Genomic DNA, 18340 nt, shown 5'->3' with positions numbered 1-18340 from the left:
AATGGAACTGGCCAGCCTGATCGGACGCCTCAATCCGGACAATCGCCGAGCCCTGGAACGGGCCGCGCAACGCTGCCTGCAACGCAGCCACCACTACGTCGAAATCGAACACCTGCTGTTGGAACTGCTCGACATCGAAGGCGGTGACTTCGCCTGCCTGCTGCCGCGTTTCGGCCTGGAGCGTGACGCGGTGGCCGCCGAAACCAATAAGGCCCTGGACCTGTTCAAATCCGGCAGCACCCGCACGCCCGCCCTGTCGGCACAAACCATCGGCCTGCTGGAGGACGCCGTGGTCCAGGCCAGCGTGTTGGGCCTGGACAGCATTCGCTCCGGGCTATTGTTGCTGGCGTTGTTGGACCGTGACGAACGTCGCAGCCTGCTGCTCAACAGCGCCTCGTCCCTGCTGCGCATTCCCCGCGATGCCCTGCGCGCCCATCTGTTGGAATGGACCGAAAGCTCCCGCGAGCATGTCGGCGGCGTGCGCCCGGCCAAACCCGGCGAAGCACCACCGAAACAGGACCCGGTGCTGGACCAGTACACCCAGGACCTGACCGCCGATGCCCGGGACGGCCGCATCGACCCTATCGTCGGCCGTGACGGCGAGATCCGCCAGTGCATCGATATCCTGCTCCGACGCCGGCAGAACAACCCGATCCTGGTGGGCGCACCGGGCGTCGGCAAGACTGCGGTAGTGGAAGGCCTCGCCCTGCGCATCGCCGCCGGGGATGTGCCGCCGTCCTTGCAGGAAGTCACCCTGCGCGTGCTTGACCTGGGCCTGTTGCAGGCCGGCGCGGGCGTCAAGGGCGAGTTCGAACAGCGCCTCAAGGGCGTGATCGACGCGGTACGCAGCGCGGAAAAACCGATCATCCTGTTCATCGACGAAGCCCATACGTTGATCGGCGCCGGTGGTGCGGAAGGCGGCAGCGACGCGGCCAACCTGCTCAAGCCAGCCCTGGCCCGGGGCGAATTGCGTACCCTGGCCGCCACCACCTGGCTGGAATACAAGAAATACTTCGAGAAGGACCCGGCCCTGGCTCGGCGGTTCCAGTTGGTGCAGGTCGAGGAGCCGGACGAGCTCACCGCCGTGGAAATGCTCCGGGGCGTGGCGAGCAAACTGGAGCAGCACCACGGCGTGCAAGTGTTGGACGCGGCCATCCACGAGGCGGTGAAGCTGTCCCACCGCTACATCTCCGGACGACAGTTGCCGGACAAAGCCATCAGTGTGCTCGACACCGCCTGCGCCCGGGTCGCCCTCGGCCAGCACGACGTACCACCGCCGCTGGAAAGCTTGCGCCATCGCGAGAACAGCCTCAAGGATGAAGTCGAACGGCTACGCCGGGAACAAGCCACCGGGCTGGATCATCGCGAGCGCATCACCTTGCTGGAAAGCGAATCGAGCAGCAACGTGCAGGCCATCCGCGAGCTGGAAACCCGCTGGGGCGAAGAGCGCGAAGCCGTGCGCGAACTGCTCGACACCCGCCGCGAACTGCTCGCCTTGAGCGAACGTGCCGACAGCGAAAAAGCCGACACCGAAATCGATAACCGCATCGACCACCTCGCCGCCGAACTGCTGCGCCTGGAAGCCGGCCTCGATGCCATTCGCCAGGACGATCCGCTGGTGCCCGAACAGGTGGACAGCAAGACCGTCGCCGCGGTGATTGCCGGTTGGACTGGCATCCCGGTTGGCAAGATGCTCGCCGATGAAGCCCACGCCGTGCGCACCCTCGGCCAACGCATGGGCCAGCGAGTCATGGGCCAGGGCACCGCACTGAATACCATCGCCCAACGCCTGCAAGCCTACCGCGCCGGTCTCACCGACCCGCAGAAACCGGTCGGCGTGTTTTTGTTGGTAGGCCCCACGGGCGTGGGCAAGACCGAAACCGCCTACGCCTTGGCCGACGCCTTGTACGGCGGCGAACGCAACCTGATCAGCATCAACCTCTCCGAATACCAGGAAGCCCACACCGTCAGCCAACTCAAGGGCGCCCCGCCCGGCTACGTCGGCTACGGCAGCGGCGGCGTGCTCACCGAAGCAGTCCGCCGAAAACCCTATTCCGTGGTGTTGCTGGATGAAATTGAAAAGGCCCACCCGGACGTGCTCGAAGCCTTCTACAACGTCTTCGACAAAGGCCTGATGGAAGACGGTACCGGCCTGGTGGTGGACTTCAAGAACACCGTGATGCTGGCCACCAGCAACGTTGGCGCCGAACTGCTGCTGGACACACCGACCGCGCAATTGGGCAGCGACGCCTTCAACGAAGCCTTGCATAACGTCCTGCTGCAAGCGTTCCGCCCGGCGTTTCTGGCGCGCATGACGGTGGTGGCGTACCGGCCGCTGGATGAAGCGACGCTGGAAGGGATTGTGTTGGCGAAGTTGGAGAAATTGCGCGGGCGCTACAAGGCCGCGACTGGCAAGCAATTCGAATTCGATGCGGGAATCGTCAAGGCTGTGTTGGCCAAGTGCAGCGCGGCGGGGGCACGGGATGTCGAGAATGTGTTGATGACGCAGGTGACGGGGAAGTTGGCGGAGTGGGTGTTGGAGTAAGGATCGACAAAAAACGGTTTGCACATAACCCAAAGGGCATAGAGGGAACGCATGATGGCCAACACAGTATTTGCTAACGCGGCAGAAGCCGAAGTCAGTTTAAGAGCCAACAACTTTCGCTTTACCAAATTCGCAAACGGCGAGCGTAAAACGGCTCCGGCGCCGCTGGATGATGCTCTTTTCTATACTGCCTACTCAAATATCGCGGCTTTCCTTTGCAATGACCTTCATTTCCAAACCAGTCTGACCGAGGTCTCTGCAAAGATCTGGGAACATTATCGAAGACTAACCCCGATGACGCCGAACAAGTTTACCCGGGCAATGGGGCTGGTCGCCGCCCAGTATGGATTTCAGTACCACGAAGGTTTACGTAACGATACCTCGGAGCGAGGGCTGCCCATCGCCGTGCGCCTGATCGGGGGCGATCGCTTCCTTGGCCAACTGCTACGCGCCAGTCTGTTCTGGAAAGACAGTATGGATGGCCGACATGGCGAACATACCCACAGCCTGCAATGGCTGGCCATTGCCAACGGTCTATTGGGCACAGTGGCGGAGATCCCACGCCTGTATAGCTACACCGCCGATTATCGAGCACCTTCGCAAAACGATAAGCCGGGTAAGCCGTCCCTGTTTCTCTGGCAATGGCTGGCTGATTGCTTTCCAACTGACTTGAATGGATATGCCACCGAGAAGTTCATTAACGATGAAACCCTCGAATCGCAAAGCTACCGGGCGCCGCAAGTCATCAGTGATTACTTGTTCGGGAAACATCCCAGGACCGAACAGCCGATTCCAGGGCATTTTGTTTCCAATTACTTATTTCACCGTTATAGAAATCGGGAATGGCTGCAGACCAAGGAACAGTTCAACGCCGCCAGCGGAGAAAACGAGACAGTCATCACGAAGTGGTTTACCGGTTCCATACAGACTGATGCCAAAGCTAGCGCACCGGCTCATCGGTGGGGGCCAGCCTACAAAAATGACGCGCGCCTAGTTCGTAATGCCGCAGCGGAAATAGACAAATTAAAAGAAAAAAAGCCACAGGCCATCAATAGTTTTTTTCATGGGAAGCCGGGAAAGCTCTGGTTTGGTAGTTAAATATCGTCAAGCCAGAATCTAGTCTATGCCTTGAGGCTGCTCCATGCCCCGTACCGTCGACATCAACACCTCCCTCTCCCTCACCTCCACCTCGCTGTCGGCGCTGTACCCTGACTCACTGTCCGGCGAAGAACGCCTCAATGCCTTGGGCTCGCACATCCTCAACGGCATCAACGACGGCGCCTCGCTGGACCTCACCACGGCCGTCGCCAGCCATGTAACCACAACGCTGCACAAGGACGCCCTGCTGCGCCCGCAGGATGGATTGGTGGCCGAGATTCGCCAATTACCAGCCGACGCCACCGCCGAGCGCTATCAACTTTTACTGAGACCGTGGCTTTGGTGGTTGAGCCTTGCCAGCAACAACCGGGTGTTCCAGAACCTCGCCACCTCGGACATCGTCACCACGATTTTCAAGGCCCACGGTTTCACCGATTTCCAGCTCAAGCTCAGCGGCAGCTACACGCCGCGCGAGTACTGTGTGCAATACGGCGAAACCGACCTGGCATTCATTTCCCGTCTGTTGGAAGAAGACGGGATCTTCTGGTTCTTCAGCCACGAACAAGGCAAGCACACGCTGATACTGGCCGACAGCAACGACGCCTTCGCACCCATACCCAATGGGCCGACGGTGAATTATCTCGGGCAGAAACTGGGCGAGCGCGAACTGCACGGCATCCGCTCAGGGCAGGTATGCCTGCAAGCGGTGGCCGGGGTTTACCAGGCCACCGATTATGAGTTCACCACGCCGACCACCTCACTCTTCAGCCAGGCTGAAGCCGTGGCCGGGCCGAGTTTGATGTACGCACATCCCGGCGGCTATACCGCCAAGGCCCAGGGCGATGCGCTGACCAAACAGCGGGTGGACGGCCTGCGCAGCCAGGAGAAACGCTTTGTCGGCGAAAGCGACTGCCGCTGGCTGATCCCGGGCTATTGGTTCACCCTCGCCGGCCATGAAGACACGACGCTGAATATCGATTGGGTAGTAACGTCGGTCAGCCATGAAGCCAGCCACGACAGTTACCGCAACCGCTTCGAAGCGATCCCCAAGACTACCGCCTACCGACCGGCTCGCATCACGCCAAAACCGCGCATGCACACCCAGACGGCCGTGGTGGTGGGCAAGGCCGGCGAAGAAATCTGGACCGATGAATACGGCCGGATCAAATTGCAGTTCCCCTGGGACCGCACCGGCAAGAACGACGAGACCTCCTCCTGCTGGGTGCGCGTGGTCCTGCCCTGGAGCGGCAAGGGCTTTGGCATGCAGTTTGTGCCGCGCATCGGCCAGGAAGTCATCGTCACCTTCATCGACGGCGACCCGGATCGGCCGTTGGTCACCGGTTGCGTCTACAACGGCGACAATGCCCTGCCCTATGCGCTGCCAGCGAACCAGACCCAGTCCGGGATCAAGACCAACTCGTCCAAGGGCGGCGGCGGTTTCAACGAGTTGCGCTTCGAAGACAAGAAAGACGCCGAGGAGATGTTTCTCCAGGCGCAAAAGGACTTCAACATCAACGTGCTCAACGACACCACCGCCACCGTCGGCCACGATGAAACCCTCACGGTGCAGAACGCCCGCACGCGCACGGTGAAGGACGGCGACGAAACCGTCACCCTTGAGAAAGGCAGGCGCAGCGTGACCATCCAGACCGGCAGCGACAGTCTCGACGTGAAGGACACCCGCACCGTCACCGTGGGCTCGGACCAGACCCACAGCACCGGCGGCAATTACGATCACAAGGTCACCGGCAATTACAGCCTGACGGTGGACGGCAACCTGACCATCAAGGTCAGCGGCACCCTGACCCTGCAAAGCGGCGGCAGCTTCGCCATCAAGAGCGGCGCGGACCTGGCCGCCCAGGCCAGCACGTCCATCAGCCAGAAGGCCGGCACCGCCTTGAGCAATCAGGCGGGTACTTCGCTGGAAAACAAGGCCGGCACCACCCTGACCAACGATGCTGGCATCAGCCTGGTGAACAAGGCGGCCGCCGAACAGACCGTGGACGGCGGCGGCATGCTGACCATCAAGGGCGGCCTGGTGAAGGTCAACTGAGGAAGCGGCCATGGCCTCGAAAAAACTGGACGTCGAGCGTGGTGACAGTCAACTGAATGGGCGACTGATCGATGGCAAGCTCGACGGCCCCTTGCAGATTGAAGAAGCGCAGCGCCCACAAGCGAAACTCAACTACAGCCAGGGTGAACTGGAAGGCACCAGCACGTTGTATCACCCCAATGGCAAGGTCTCGGCCGTGTTGCCGTTCGTCAAAGGCAAACTCCAGGGAATGGCAAGCTTCTACGCGGCCGAAGGCGGCTTGCAACGCCAGGCCAGTTACTGCCGCGGGTTGTTGCACGGTGAGGCGAACAATTATTTTCCCGACGGGAAACTGGCCGAAGCCGAGTTCTATCGCGACGGCGTGCGTGACGGCCATTATCGGCGCCTGCACCCCAACGGCAGCCCGGCAGTCGAGGCCCGCTACCTCAACGGCCAACTGCTGGAACCGGCCCAGGCCTACGCCGAAGACGGCCGGCCACTGGACGCCGAGGGCAAGCCGATCTCCCGGGTGCGCTGGTGGTTCAGGCGCTGGAATGATCCGGCGCAGGCCTGAATTTTCTGCCTTACCCTTTCCCTTGTGGGAGCGAGCCTGCTCGCGAAGACAACAGTTCAGTCAACATCGAGCCGGACTGGACTGGCGCCTTCGCGAGCAGGCTCGCTCCCACAGGATTCATTCCTGCCTGTCGGTTCGCGCCATCAAGGAATCAACATCTGCACCTGCCCCGGCACGACGATCTTGATCACCCCGGCCCAGGTACACATCAACGTGCTGTTGGCGTCGATAGCCGGCATGTTGCCGAGCAACAGGGTCGGTGCGCCGCCGGGGATCCACGGGGTCGCGGTGGCCGGAATGCATGGCATGGGCGTCAGCACGCCCAACGCCGCCGCAGTGGCCGCGGCCACTGTCGGATTCGCCAGGCTCTGGCACATGCCGAACGTGGTGATGTTCACCAAGGGAATATGATCCATGATATTGGCCGCCGGCATCCCGCCGGTCAGCAGGCGATTGACCGGCAGCACATTGAGCACCGCCGGCGCCACGCCGAAGCTGCATTGCAGGGTCGCGGTGCCACAGACTTGCGGACATCCCATCGCGGTTGCTCCTTGGAGGCGACAGTCTCCAAACCTTAGCTCGCAAGCGCCCGCTGCGCACGGACGCCATGCATCAAGGCCGCTGATTATCCAGCAACACGCTAACCTATAAGACCCCGGCGTGCTTGTGACGCCTCCCACGCGCCATTAGATTAGCCAATGATCAATGGCCTCCAAAATAAGCAGAAGGGATAAGCATGGCAGTGACTGATCAGTCCACCCGCGTGCGCGACGGTGAAGAACTCGATGCCAACCTGATCGACCCGTACCTCAAGGCCCACATTCCTGGCTTGACCGGCACGCCGGTGATCAGCCAGTTTCCCGGTGGCGCGTCGAACCTGACGTACCTGCTGGAATATCCCGAGCAGGAGTTCGTCCTGCGGCGTCCGCCGTTCGGCCACAAGGCCAAGTCGGCCCACGACATGGGCCGTGAGTTCCGCATCCTCAATCAGTTGCGCGAAGGTTTCCCGTACTGCCCCAAAGCCTACGTCCACTGCACTGACGAATCGGTGATGGGCGCCGAGTTCTACGTGATGGAACGGGTCAAGGGCATCATCCTGCGCTCCGAATTGCCGCCGGAACTGGGTTTCGATGCAGCCCGCACCGAAGCCCTGTGCAAGAGTTTCATCGACCGGCTCGTCGAACTGCACCGTGTTGACTACACCGCCTGCGGCCTGGCCGACCTGGGCAAGCCCGAAGGCTACGTGGCCCGGCAGATCCGTGGCTGGAGCGAGCGCTACGAAAAAGCCCTGACCCCGGATGCGCCCAAGTGGGAGACGGTCAAGGCATGGCTCAACGACAAGATGCCTGCCGACCATCCAACGTCGAGCATCGTCCACAACGACTACCGCTTCGACAACGTGATCCTCGACCCGGACAACCCGATGCAGATCATCGGGGTGCTGGACTGGGAGCTGACCACCCTTGGCGACCCGTTGATGGATTTGGGCAACAGCCTCGCCTACTGGATCGAGGCCGGCGATCCGGCACCGGTGCAATTGATGCGCCGTCAGCCAAGCCACGCGCCGGGCATGCTGACTCGCCGCGAATTCGTCGATCACTACGCCGAGCGCGCCGGGATCCGCATCGACAACTTCGACTTCTACTACACCTACGGGCTGTTCCGCCTGGCCGGCATTGTCCAGCAGATCTACTACCGCTTCTTCCATGGCCAGACCCAGGACAAACGCTTCGCGCAGTTCGTTCAGATGAACAAACTGCTGGAGCAGATGAGCCTGCAGGTCATCAGCAAATCCACGCTCTGAGCGCACCTATAACAAGGAAACAGCATGTCCAAGACCCAGTTGTTCGACCTCGACGGTAAGATCGCTTTCGTTTCCGGCGCCAGCCGCGGCATCGGCGAAGCCATCGCCAAACTGCTGGCCCAGCAAGGCGCCCACGTGATCGTTTCGAGCCGCAAGCTCGACGGCTGCCAGCATGTCGCCGATGCGATCATCGCCGCTGGCGGCAAGGCCACCGCGATCGCTTGCCACATCGGCGAAATGGAGCAGATCAGCCAGGTATTCGCCGGCATCCGCGAGCAATTCGGGCGCCTGGACATCCTGGTGAACAACGCCGCCACCAACCCGCAATTCTGCAACGTGCTGGACACCGACCTGGGCGCGTTCCAGAAAACCGTCGATGTGAACATCCGCGGCTACTTCTTCATGTCGGTGGAAGCCGGCAAGCTGATGCGCGAGAACGGCGGCGGCAGCATCATCAATGTCGCGTCGATCAATGGCATCTCGCCGGGCATTTTCCAGGGCATCTATTCGGTGACCAAGGCTGCGGTGATCAACATGACCAAGGTCTTTGCCAAGGAGTGCGCGCAGTTCGGCATCCGTTGCAATGCCCTGCTGCCGGGCCTGACCGACACCAAGTTCGCCTCGGCGCTGGTCAAGAACGACGCCATCCTGAAGACCGCCCTGGCGCAGATCCCCCTCAAGCGCGTGGCCGACCCGAGCGAAATGGCCGGCGCGGTGTTGTACTTGGCCAGCGATGCGTCGAGCTACACCACGGGCGTGGCGTTGAATGTGGATGGTGGGTTCTTGTCCTGAGGATATTTCCCTTGTGGGAGCGAGCCTGCTCGCGAAGGCGTCAGGTCAGTCGGCCTCAATGTTGACTGAACTATCGTCTTCGCGAGCAGGCTCGCTCCCACAGGGAATTCTCAAGGGCAGGGTAATGAATATTTATTCCACCATTTGCAATTAGAGAATATTTATTCCATAAAGAGCCTTCTGAAAATAACAATTCAAAGGGCTCTTTCTCATGCGCGAACTCGGCATCGGTCTGATTGGCACCGGCTTCATGGGCCGTGCCCATGCTTTGGCATTCCATAACGCCAAGGCGGTGTTCGACCTTCCCCTGAATTTGAAACTGGCGGCCCTGGCCGACGCCGATCCGCTACGTGCGCGCCAATGTGCACAGAGTTGGGGCTTCGAGACGGCTCACAGCGACTGGCAACAACTGATCGACGACCCGAACGTCCAGTTGATCGCCATTACCACGCCCAACCATCTGCACTTTCCGATGGCCATGGCCGCGTTGGCGGCGGGCAAGCCGGTCTATTGCGAAAAACCACTGGCGGTCTCCCTGGAACAGGCCGAGCGGATGCGCCAGGCCGCCAAGGCGGCCGGGGTGGTGACACGCGTCGGCTACAACTATCAGCACAACCCGATCATCAGGTTGGCGCGGGAAATGATCCAGCGCGGCGAGCTGGGGCAGATCGTCAGCTTCCAGGGCGAATTCAGCGAGGACTTCATGGCCGACCCGACCTCCCCATGGTCCTGGCGCTGCGAAGCCGAGCATGCCGGCGGCGCCCTGGCTGACCTGGGCAGTCATTTGCTGGCCATGGCTCGTTACCTGCTGGGCGCTGTCGATTCGGTGTGTGCCGACAGCCAGACCGTCCACAACCGACGTCCGGCCAGCGCCGGCGCGATCGAACAGCGGGTCATTGCAGTTGACGACCAGGTCCAGGCGCTGCTGCGCTTCACCAGCGGCGCCCGGGGCTCGGTGAGCAGCAGTTGGCTCAAGCACGGCTACAAGAACCACTTGAGCTTCGAGATCAGCGGCACCCTCGGGACGCTGGCCTTCGATCAGGAACGACTGAATGAATTGCGCCTGTGCCGCGCCGGCCAGGCAGGTTTCCAGCGACTATTGGCCGGCCCCGACCTGCCGGGCTACGCCGCCTTCAGCCCGGCGGCCGGGCACCAGCTGGGGTACAACGAACTGAAGACATTGGAAGTCCAGGAGCTGGTCATGGCCCTCGCGGGCGATGGCGGCAACGGGACGGATTTCGAAGAAGCCTGGGAAGTCGAGCGCCTGGCGGCGGCGATTCGCACAGCGGCGCGGGAGGAGCGCTGGGTGAAGGTCAGGGAGCTCTAATCACCGACTTTCACACCTTGGAAATACTCTGTGGCGAGGGGATTCATCCCCGCTGGGGTGCGAAGCGCCCCTGAAACTGACGCCTCGGTGTGTCAGTAGATCCTTTGGGGCCGCTACGCGGCCCAACGGGGATGAATCCCCTCGCCACAGGGGGCATGTTCAGTCTGAATTTTTTTGGGTTTGTAACTCAATCAAGCGCGCGGCCAGCGTCTTGGCCTGGCTCGCGACATCCGTCACGGCGGTGCTTTCCCACCACACCCCGCGCAATGGCGGGCCCATGGCAAACAGGCGACTGGCCGGCTCGCCAAGGGCGTCCAACACCGCGCCATCTGCACGCGCGGCGATGCCCAGTGCCAAGGGACCGGGCAGGACCAGACCTCGTGCCAGCAACTGCTGCGGCAACGGTCGCGCAACCCGGCGCCAATCGTATTCGATACCACTGGAGTTGATCAACGCGGCGCCCTGCACCACTTCCAGTCCAGCCTCGCCCCGTCGGCGAATGTTGATTGCCACTGATCCTTCGCCAGCCGATACCAGCCCCTTGTACGACGCCGCCTGAATCCGCAACCGCCCTTCCCCATGCAGACGCGCCACCAGTTCCGCGCTCAACGGCGGCGAGCGATGGTGGTGGCTTTCCCACCACGGCCGCACATGCCGGACGAACTGTCGACGTTGCACGTCGCTGGCCTGGTTCCACAAACGCCCGATGTGCGCGCGCACGGTATCCAGCGGCGCCTGCCAATCGATCCCCTCGGCCTCGGCTTTACGGCACTGCTCGCGCAGCGCACGCATCAACTGCAATGGCGAACGCAAGTTGTGATCTTCGGCGAGGAAATCCACCCAGGCCGGTGGCTGGCGACGCACGTGAGGCAACAGGCCATGGCGGGAAAACACTTCGATCGGCCCACGGTGCCCGGCCTGCTCCAAAGACACCACGGCATCGACCATGGTCAGTCCCGAGCCAATGATCAGTACCGTGGACTGCGGATCGAGATGGCGCATCACGGCCACATCCCAAGGATCGAGGGCTGCGGCGTTCAAGCCGCTGGACTCGGTCTGCGGGGTGCGCGCCGCCGGGAACATGCCGGTGGCCAGCACCGCAAAACGGCCATGCAAGACCTGGCCGTCGCCCAGCGTCACCATCACGCCACCGTCGGCAAGCCGCAGGTCCACGGCTTCCCCGCGCACATGCTCGGCGGTCGAACCGTTCTGTGCGCCCGATTCGCGAGCTTCGGCTAGACGTTGCTGTACGTAGAGGCCAAACATTCCTCGGGGCGGAAACAGCTCGCTGATCGGCACGTGTTGCTGATCCGACTCGGGCCAGCCGCCGGCTTCGATGAACGTGGTGAGCCATTGGGTCAAATCGTCGGCGTTGTCCGGGTCGACACTCATGCGCGCCGCGTTACCGTTCAAGGTGTGGCCCAGCTCCACCGCGCTGTAGGCCTCGCCCCGGCCCAACTCGCTGCGCGGCTCGACAATCAACACTTCGCGTTGGCCTGGCAGGCGCAGCAGTTGCGCCGCCAACATGGCACCGCTCAGGCCACCGCCGATGATCAGGACATCGGCGGAACGGGGAATCGAGGTTGGCACGTCAGTCATCGAACGCTTCCGTCATGAAAACAGCGGTTATCATTCGCAGCTCAAGGCCCTGACGGGGCGCCGAAGCAACGGAACGACGAGACGCTACCTTACTGCCATCGCCTGATGCTCCGGAAGCGTTCTTTGGTAGCACTCGCGATGCAATGGAAGTTCAGATCACCACATTGCGCACAAACCGCGCCGCCACCAAATCGTTGTTGCGATAGGCATGGGGCTGGTTGCTGGCAAACATGAAAAATTCACCGGCCTCGATTCGACGCTCCTCGCTGCCCAGCAGTAGCGTCAAACAACCTTCGAATACATAAAGCTGCTCGCTCCAGCCGTCCGCGTCAGGCTCCGAGACATAATGCTCGCCGGGCTCCAGGCGCCATTCCCAAAGTTCCACTTCGCGGTTGGCGGTGGCCTTGGCCAACAATACGGCTTTGCTGCCTGGAATCACGCCGGCCCAGGCCAGCTCATTGATACGGCTCGGGTCGCGGGCATCCGGAGCCTGGATCAAATCGCTGAAGGCCACATCCAACGCTTCGGCGACACGGTCCAGAGTGGTCAGGCTGACATTTTTTTCGCCAGCTTCGATGGCGACCAGCATCCGCCGGCTGACCCCGGACAGCTCGGCCAGCGCCGTCTGGCTGAGCTGCGCGGCATGCCTCAGGCGACGGACGTTCTGGCTGACGTGTTGCAGGACCGATGCCCGCTGGCCATTATCTTTGTGCACTATATTGCTCATCTGCCGGGGTTGCGCATTATACTGCCCAACTTATTCGTTCGGGCGCATTGTGCGTCCACCTCAAGTGGCGCGCAAGATCATGGCATTGGTGAACTCCCCGCAAGCTTCCTCCCGTTTCTCACGGTTCAGCAAGGCCGAATGCGTGCTGGTGCTGATCACGATGATCTGGGGCGGGACATTCCTGCTGGTCCAGCACGCGATGACCGTCAGCGGACCGATGTTCTTCGTAGGCTTGCGCTTTGCCGCTGCGGCGGCATTCGTTGCGCTGTTCTCCTGGCGGCACCTGCGCGACCTGACCTGGTTCGAACTCAAGGCCGGAGCCTTCATCGGTGTGGCGATCATGCTCGGCTATGGCCTGCAGACGGTCGGCCTGCAAACCATCCCCAGCAGCCAATCGGCCTTCATCACCGCCCTCTACGTACCCTTCGTGCCGTTGTTGCAATGGCTGGTGCTGGGCCGCCGACCAGGGTTGATGCCGAGCATCGGGATCATGCTCGCGTTCACCGGGCTGATGCTGGTGTCCGGCCCGGCCGGCGCGTCGCTGAATTTCAGTCCGGGGGAAATCGCCACCCTGATCAGCGCCATCGCGATCGCCGCCGAGATCATACTGATCAGCGCTTATGCCGGCCAGGTGGATGTGCGCCGGGTCACGGTCGTGCAACTGGCCAGTACCGCCGTGCTGGCGTTTCTGATGGTGGTGCCGACCCGGGAAGTGATTCCCGGTTTTTCCTGGCTGCTGCTGATCAGCGCCGTAGGCCTGGGCGCCGCCAGCGCGGCGATCCAGGTGGCAATGAACTGGGCCCAGAAAAGCGTCTCGCCGACCCGCGCCACGCTGATCTATGCCGGCGAACCGGTGTGGGCGGGTATTGCCGGGCGCCTGGCCGGCGAACGGTTGCCGGCGATCGCCCTGGTGGGCGCCGGGTTGATTGTGGCGGCGGTGATCGTCAGTGAGCTGAAGACTCGAAGCAAAGCCGGTGTCGAAGTGGACAAGGTGCTTGAGCGCGAGCAGTAATACCGATCAATCAGCGAATAGCCGCGAAAAAATTCCCTGTGGTGGTGGATTGAACCTGTTGAACCTGTGGCGAGGGGGCTTGCTCCCGCTGGGCTGCGCGGCAGCCCCCCGCAGACCACCCAATCAACCTGGAATATCGCGTCGCCAGGTTTCAGGGCCGCTGCGCGCCCCAGCGGGAGCAAGCTCCCTCGCCACGGGTTATGTGTATGCCGCGCTATTGAGCGCTATCTCCTACCCGAGCGCCTTCGATCACGAGTCGCGACGCTCGTTGAACACAGCATAGAGCGGCTCCAATCCCGAGTCTTGGGGAAATACCACGACGTAGTCATCAAATCCAACCTCTCCAATGGAGTCGAAGGATTCCAACGTCGGTACCGGCGATGAGTGAATAAAACCGGCAGAATCGAGTCGATTTTGCTCGGATGCCATCGACGCCTCCATGGAGTCTGCGAAGGTCCATTCGAGCACTCGTGGTTGCGGGCCGTCCGTGGTCAAGCGAAAAAACCGTCCAGCTCCATCCCAAACCGCCAACCTCACGCGCACCTTGGACGGCAACACACCGGTGGCAGGCGTGATGTATATCTGAAAAAGCTCACGTATTTCTTTCAGGCCCCTGAAATGGCTGCCGGGTTTTGTCGCGATCATTGCCGTGCCCATTCGCAACGGCAACTCCACCTCGCCCTTCCGTGCGGCGAGAGCCTGCCAGTCTTGTTCGATTGCAGACATCTCGGCCAGCGCAACACACAGGCCAAAACGCACTTCTTTGGTTCGACTGACAAGATCAAAACTAAGGACTCCGGCATATTGCCCGGTGTGTGCCTGTTCTGGATGCGTCATCAGCCAATTGAACTCGGCGACAGCTGAACGAATGGATTTTTGCAAGTCCACCTGTTGACTGGTTCTTAGCGGCGGCGCGTCGCTTAGCAGCAGATTCGGACGCCTCATATCCTGGATCGCGGACATACGAAACAACACCGAGCCGTTGTCCTGCCCGCGTAACCGCATGAGTTGCTGCGAGGAACGCTCCAGTACCGCTTCAGCGGCGGCATGAAGAACGGCATTGCGCTGAGCGATAGAGGACAAACGCGCAAGATAACGGTCATGATTGGCGGTGGCCTGCCGTGCATTCGCTTGCCAAAGCGCTTGGTCGGCTTTGTTATAGGTGAGATCACGCTGGGCGCCACTCAAGGCGAACTCGACACGCATTTTATAGCGCTCAAACGTGTGAACGGCGATGACCACTTCGTGTTGTGCCTGCTCCAGTCGCCGCATCGCCTGCTTGAGTGCGTCCAGCGTCTGCTCTGCATCGGGTTGGTTTTGTCGTTGCTGGGTAATAAGCTGCAGCTGGGTAAAGGCCTTTTCAACCGTCTGCTCTGCGGCGGTGATGTCCGAGGCCAACCGCTGTGCATTGGCAAGCTCGCGCTTGGCCCTTGCCGTCGCGTGTTGCGCCATGCTCAAGCGGGGTGCGGGCTTGGCCGGGGCAGGCAGTACCCCGCCCTTGAAGGGAATAACGTTCTTTTTGAAATGCCACTGTTTTACGAAGTGGACAATCGTTTCCGGGGCGTTCGTATTCCCGGTGTCTTCGGGGTAAAACAACAGGTCCGCACCTTTGGGGTGCCCGACGATTCGGTCGAAGTGGTTGATCAGTCGGTCATGCTCTTCTTTGCCCATGTCGACATTCCAGATTTTTCCTACGAGCGCCTGAAACTCGGTTTCAGTGTAATCCTGGAGCTTGGGTTTAAGTTCCATCTATGGCTTTCCTTGTTTAGCGTGCATGCTCGGTAACGCACCTGCTCGACTGGTCGAGCAGATGCGTACACGGGGCTTGGTCTATTCCGGTTTGAAGCCGGGTCTGTTATTGCGGGCGCGCCATTCCTTGACTTCTTTCAGGATGCCTTCGGGGCTGTCTTCCTGGCCCTCCTTTGGGTAGAAGAGAACATCTGAACCGTCGGGGTGTTCTGTAATAAGTTCGAAATGATCAACCAGTTTATCCAGATACTTCCCCAGCTCCTGCCCTTTAAGATCACTCGTATGATGGAATAGCTCCCCGAGAAAGGATAAAAATTCCAGCTCGGTATAATCTTCCAGCGCTTCTTTAAAGATCATTATCCTTAACCCTCCCTGTGGTGTTGGATGTGACGCTTGGGCGTAAGTACACGAATGTTGTCCACGTTATACACATCACCACCTTTTGAAATTTCAATCTCATGATGGAGTTCAAATACTTTTCGTCCTCCTACTTGGTCCTTTCTTATGGAGTATGGTGACTGGCCATTTCGCATCCTATCCAAATTGATGCCGGTAAATTGCTGACCCAGCTCCACATCCGCCGCCACGGCCTTCCAAACTGCCTCCCTGAACCGATGAAAGTTCGCAAACTCCCTCCCCCTCAACTGATCCGCAATCCGATCAGGAATAGGTGCGCCGGTTGTCCTCGCCGCCTCCCCCAACCAAATGCCTGAGACTGGCTGCCCAAACCCGAGCGCCACGCCACGATCATCCCGCCGGTCATAAAACAGCGCATCCGGCGAAGGCAGCTCCATATCGCCCGGATACCCAGGAATATTGGCACCGACTTGCCCCGGATCAACAGCCGGAAACGTCTCGTTTTCCGGTAGGACCGGGATGACAGGATTGCCGGGATATACCGACGAGAGTGGCGGTGTAATCGGTGAGGTGGTCGGGCCAAGCTGTTCGATGCCCGGCGGGACCAGGGGTGTCCGGGTCCCTTTGCCGATTGGAGGCGCGGGCCAGGGGATGACAGCCGGTACGATGCCCGGCCTGCCCAGCAGGCTGTTTGGCGTGGCGATGCTGATGCGGTCGAGATTGAAAGGGTTTTCACCCAGCTCGGCCCGGTTCTGATAACGCAGTTCGAATTCGCGACGCTCGCCGACCCACGTGCTTTTCGGCGCATAGGGGGCAAAGCCGCGTTCGATGCGTTTTTTGTTGATTTCGTCGGCGTTGCCCGACACCGACAGCGTTGGGTGCTCGGCGAGGGCGCGCCACAGTGCCTGGTCGAAGGCACTGAAGGACTTTATTGGCTGCGCCCGCATCTGATGACCGACTTGCTCGGGAATGGCGGCGCCTTGGGGCTGGCTGGCCGTGCTCCACCAATCATTCGCAGCCGGCTTGCCGGCGCCCGTGACGATGCCCGAGCCCAGCGGCGGCAAATCGAATGAGAAATAGGTCGGTGGCAAACCGGGAACGCAGACGATGCAGTCTTGAATGCGCAGGTCCACGCCCGCTGGCAAGGTCTCCACCTGAGGCGCCATCGCCGTCAGAACCGGTTGGCTTGCAGGCATCGCCTGGCTGGCGGCATCGGCGGTAAATTGCAGGTGTCGGGTCGGTGAGCCGGGGACTTCTGCGTTGTAGAGGCCGGTCAGCGGATCAAATTGCGCGTTGATGACGGGAACATGAGCGCCGATGGTGTCGCCGGTGCTGGCAATGTTAAGCGCTGTGCCTTCAGCCACAACTTGCGGCTTGAGCCGGTACGCCAACTCAACCGAACCGCCTGCATCAGCAATCGATTGCAGCGCGGGTCCGTCGGTGAGACCGAGCGCTTGCGCCGGTACGCCGACGCCTTGGAACAGGCGGCTGCGTTGTTCTGAAGTCAGTTCGCCGTCGCCCAGCGTTGGTGAGTAAACCATCGCCGTGACGAAGACCGGCCCCGTTCTGGCGAGGATCCGCCCGTAGTCCTTGAGCGTTTCGACGGAAGTGGCGACAGCCTGTTCCAACACCGCTGCGGCTTGCTGGCCGACGAACACGGCGTCACGGGTCAGTACCATGCCGCCCGCAGTCAACGAAGGCGCAGGTATGCTCAGGGTATGGACTTGCCGGAACCTCTCCAGCCGCGTGCTTTCATCAACTTGCTGTTTGAAGCGGATCCGCGCCGCCCGTTGTTCGGCGTATTGACGCTGGCGCTCCCAGACAGCTTCCCGTTCACGCCACACCACCGTCTGTTCGGCATGGTATCGGGCCAGCGTGCCGGATTTTTCGCTCAAGGCCCTGATCAGCTCGGACAGCAGCCGCGCCTCTTGGGCCGCGGTGTAACTCTGCTCCCAGAGTCGATGACCGTCATCGAGCGCGGCGCCGAACTGATCCAGTCGCGTGCGGTAGTCGTTCACCGAACGTATGAGCGGATCCTGTCCATCAAAGACGCGGGCAGCGAGTTTCCTGGCGTTGAGTTCCTGGGTCTTGCGGGCGATCAGCCCGTCGATTTCGCTTTTTTCTCTGGTGATGGTGTAAAGCTGCCAACGCTCGGTCGAGTTCGAGGCGGGTGGCCGTTTTGCTGCCGAAATTTCCTTTTGAAGCGACGTCTCGAGTTGTTGCTTTTTATTCGCGAAGTTTCGATCCACCTCGGCCCGGGTGGAGGTGTGGCGTTGCACCATGGTCGCCAGTGCTTGTTGGCGTGCCTGCTCATTGGCGTTTGCGGCAGCCGCAGCCTTGGCTTTCACAGAGTCTGCTTTCACTTTTGAAGCGGCATTCGCTTCCTCGGCCTGGCGCTTGAGCGTCGCTTGCCGCCGCTTTTTCATCCCCCTGGCTGAACGCTTGGGACCGCCTGTTGCTCCGACGCGGTTTCCTCCGAAGCCGCCGCCATACCCTCCGCCGGAACCGCCGCCCGATGAGGGGCGCCCCGGTCTGATGACTACCGTTCCATCTGATCCATCGCTGAATGTTCGCTTTGCCATACAGTTCTCCTTTTCTGTATGGCGCACAGTGGCGATGGAACCGCGTTCGGGTGCGGTACATATGTACAGCGCCCGGATATTTTTTAGTTGCGTGGTTGCTGTACTCGTGGCGGATTCGGACGCGGCGTCCCCTCGCCCAAAC

General features: G+C 61.1%; 14 protein-coding genes. 8 read left to right on the top strand and 6 right to left on the bottom strand.

What is annotated here, in order from left to right; translation table 11 throughout:
- Position 1 precedes the first annotated feature (1 nt).
- Genes tssH through J3P84_RS11460 form a run of 4 tightly spaced genes read left to right on the top strand, consistent with a single transcriptional unit; the run spans position 2 to position 6249 of the window.
- On the top strand, positions 2-2545 hold the full coding sequence (gene tssH, locus J3P84_RS11475; RefSeq protein ID WP_434630258.1) for a type VI secretion system ATPase TssH: 2544 nt from the start codon (positions 2-4) through the stop codon (positions 2543-2545).
- A gap of 51 nt (positions 2546-2596) precedes the next feature.
- On the top strand, positions 2597-3643 hold the full coding sequence (locus J3P84_RS11470; protein WP_434630256.1) for a hypothetical protein: 1047 nt from the start codon (positions 2597-2599) through the stop codon (positions 3641-3643).
- A gap of 43 nt (positions 3644-3686) precedes the next feature.
- A complete protein-coding gene (gene tssI / locus J3P84_RS11465; RefSeq protein WP_434630254.1) occupies positions 3687-5696 on the top strand; it encodes a type VI secretion system tip protein TssI/VgrG in 2010 nt (669 codons plus the stop codon).
- A 10-nt stretch (positions 5697-5706) separates the two neighbouring features.
- The gene (locus J3P84_RS11460; RefSeq protein WP_434630252.1) at positions 5707-6249 is read left to right on the top strand and encodes a toxin-antitoxin system YwqK family antitoxin; all 543 of its coding nucleotides are present in this window, start codon (positions 5707-5709) and stop codon (positions 6247-6249) included.
- A gap of 143 nt (positions 6250-6392) precedes the next feature.
- Here the strand turns inward: J3P84_RS11460 and J3P84_RS11455 are convergent, their stop codons facing one another.
- Positions 6393-6788, bottom strand: coding sequence for a DUF4280 domain-containing protein (locus J3P84_RS11455; RefSeq protein WP_109755997.1), 396 nt, complete (start codon positions 6786-6788; stop codon positions 6393-6395).
- A gap of 197 nt (positions 6789-6985) precedes the next feature.
- Between J3P84_RS11455 and J3P84_RS11450 the strand changes: the two genes are divergently transcribed.
- The 3 genes from J3P84_RS11450 (at position 6986) to J3P84_RS11440 (ending at position 10172) form a co-directional block, all read left to right on the top strand.
- Positions 6986-8053: a phosphotransferase family protein gene (locus J3P84_RS11450; protein WP_434630250.1), complete on the top strand. Its 1068-nt coding sequence runs from the start codon at positions 6986-6988 to the stop codon at positions 8051-8053.
- A 24-nt stretch (positions 8054-8077) separates the two neighbouring features.
- On the top strand, positions 8078-8845 hold the full coding sequence (locus J3P84_RS11445) for an SDR family oxidoreductase (protein ID WP_003180553.1): 768 nt from the start codon (positions 8078-8080) through the stop codon (positions 8843-8845).
- A 211-nt stretch (positions 8846-9056) separates the two neighbouring features.
- Positions 9057-10172 (top strand): Gfo/Idh/MocA family protein, encoded by a 1116-nt coding sequence (locus tag J3P84_RS11440; RefSeq protein WP_434630248.1) that lies wholly within the window; start codon positions 9057-9059, stop codon positions 10170-10172.
- Positions 10173-10331: 159 nt separating this feature from the next.
- Here J3P84_RS11440 and J3P84_RS11435 read toward each other — a convergent pair whose 3' ends face one another.
- Positions 10332-11771 carry an FAD/NAD(P)-binding protein gene (locus J3P84_RS11435; protein WP_434630246.1) on the bottom strand — a complete coding sequence of 480 codons (1440 nt, stop codon included), beginning with the start codon at positions 11769-11771 and terminating at the stop codon, positions 10332-10334.
- Between the two features lie 151 nt (positions 11772-11922).
- Positions 11923-12486 carry a helix-turn-helix domain-containing protein gene (locus J3P84_RS11430; RefSeq protein ID WP_434630244.1) on the bottom strand — a complete coding sequence of 188 codons (564 nt, stop codon included), beginning with the start codon at positions 12484-12486 and terminating at the stop codon, positions 11923-11925.
- 91 nt (positions 12487-12577) lie between these two features.
- Here J3P84_RS11430 and J3P84_RS11425 point away from each other — a divergent pair, with 91 nt between their 5' ends.
- Positions 12578-13510 carry a DMT family transporter gene (locus tag J3P84_RS11425; RefSeq protein ID WP_434630242.1) on the top strand — a complete coding sequence of 311 codons (933 nt, stop codon included), beginning with the start codon at positions 12578-12580 and terminating at the stop codon, positions 13508-13510.
- Positions 13511-13759: 249 nt separating this feature from the next.
- Here the strand turns inward: J3P84_RS11425 and J3P84_RS11420 are convergent, their stop codons facing one another.
- The 3 genes from J3P84_RS11420 to J3P84_RS11410 form a co-directional block, all read right to left on the bottom strand.
- Positions 13760-15259, bottom strand: a complete 1500-nt coding sequence (locus J3P84_RS11420) for a bacteriocin immunity protein (protein WP_434630240.1) — start codon at positions 15257-15259, stop codon at positions 13760-13762.
- Between the two features lie 81 nt (positions 15260-15340).
- Positions 15341-15616, bottom strand: coding sequence for a bacteriocin immunity protein (locus tag J3P84_RS11415; protein ID WP_434630238.1), 276 nt, complete (start codon positions 15614-15616; stop codon positions 15341-15343).
- 5 nt (positions 15617-15621) lie between these two features.
- Positions 15622-18198 (bottom strand): S-type pyocin domain-containing protein, encoded by a 2577-nt coding sequence (locus tag J3P84_RS11410; RefSeq protein ID WP_434630236.1) that lies wholly within the window; start codon positions 18196-18198, stop codon positions 15622-15624.
- Positions 18199-18340 lie beyond the last annotated feature (142 nt).

Source organism: Pseudomonas sp. Z1-29, assembly GCF_051131995.1.
Taxonomy (GTDB): domain Bacteria; phylum Pseudomonadota; class Gammaproteobacteria; order Pseudomonadales; family Pseudomonadaceae; genus Aquipseudomonas.
Note: the sequence above shows the minus strand (reverse complement) of the source record. Positions and strands in the feature narration are given on the sequence as shown.

Excerpts from the sequence above, each read along its gene's own strand:
- tssH (WP_434630258.1), top strand. The coding sequence starts at position 2 with ATGGAACTGGCCAGCCTGATCGGACGCCTCAATCCGGACAATCGCCGA.
- J3P84_RS11470 (WP_434630256.1), top strand. The coding sequence starts at position 2,597 with ATGATGGCCAACACAGTATTTGCTAACGCGGCAGAAGCCGAAGTCAGT.
- tssI (WP_434630254.1), top strand. The coding sequence starts at position 3,687 with ATGCCCCGTACCGTCGACATCAACACCTCCCTCTCCCTCACCTCCACC.
- J3P84_RS11460 (WP_434630252.1), top strand. The coding sequence starts at position 5,707 with ATGGCCTCGAAAAAACTGGACGTCGAGCGTGGTGACAGTCAACTGAAT.
- J3P84_RS11455 (WP_109755997.1), bottom strand. The coding sequence starts at position 6,788 with ATGGGATGTCCGCAAGTCTGTGGCACCGCGACCCTGCAATGCAGCTTC.
- J3P84_RS11450 (WP_434630250.1), top strand. The coding sequence starts at position 6,986 with ATGGCAGTGACTGATCAGTCCACCCGCGTGCGCGACGGTGAAGAACTC.
- J3P84_RS11445 (WP_003180553.1), top strand. The coding sequence starts at position 8,078 with ATGTCCAAGACCCAGTTGTTCGACCTCGACGGTAAGATCGCTTTCGTT.
- J3P84_RS11440 (WP_434630248.1), top strand. The coding sequence starts at position 9,057 with ATGCGCGAACTCGGCATCGGTCTGATTGGCACCGGCTTCATGGGCCGT.
- J3P84_RS11435 (WP_434630246.1), bottom strand. The coding sequence starts at position 11,771 with ATGACTGACGTGCCAACCTCGATTCCCCGTTCCGCCGATGTCCTGATC.
- J3P84_RS11425 (WP_434630242.1), top strand. The coding sequence starts at position 12,578 with ATGGCATTGGTGAACTCCCCGCAAGCTTCCTCCCGTTTCTCACGGTTC.
- J3P84_RS11420 (WP_434630240.1), bottom strand. The coding sequence starts at position 15,259 with ATGGAACTTAAACCCAAGCTCCAGGATTACACTGAAACCGAGTTTCAG.
- J3P84_RS11415 (WP_434630238.1), bottom strand. The coding sequence starts at position 15,616 with ATGATCTTTAAAGAAGCGCTGGAAGATTATACCGAGCTGGAATTTTTA.
- J3P84_RS11410 (WP_434630236.1), bottom strand. The coding sequence starts at position 18,198 with ATGGCAAAGCGAACATTCAGCGATGGATCAGATGGAACGGTAGTCATC.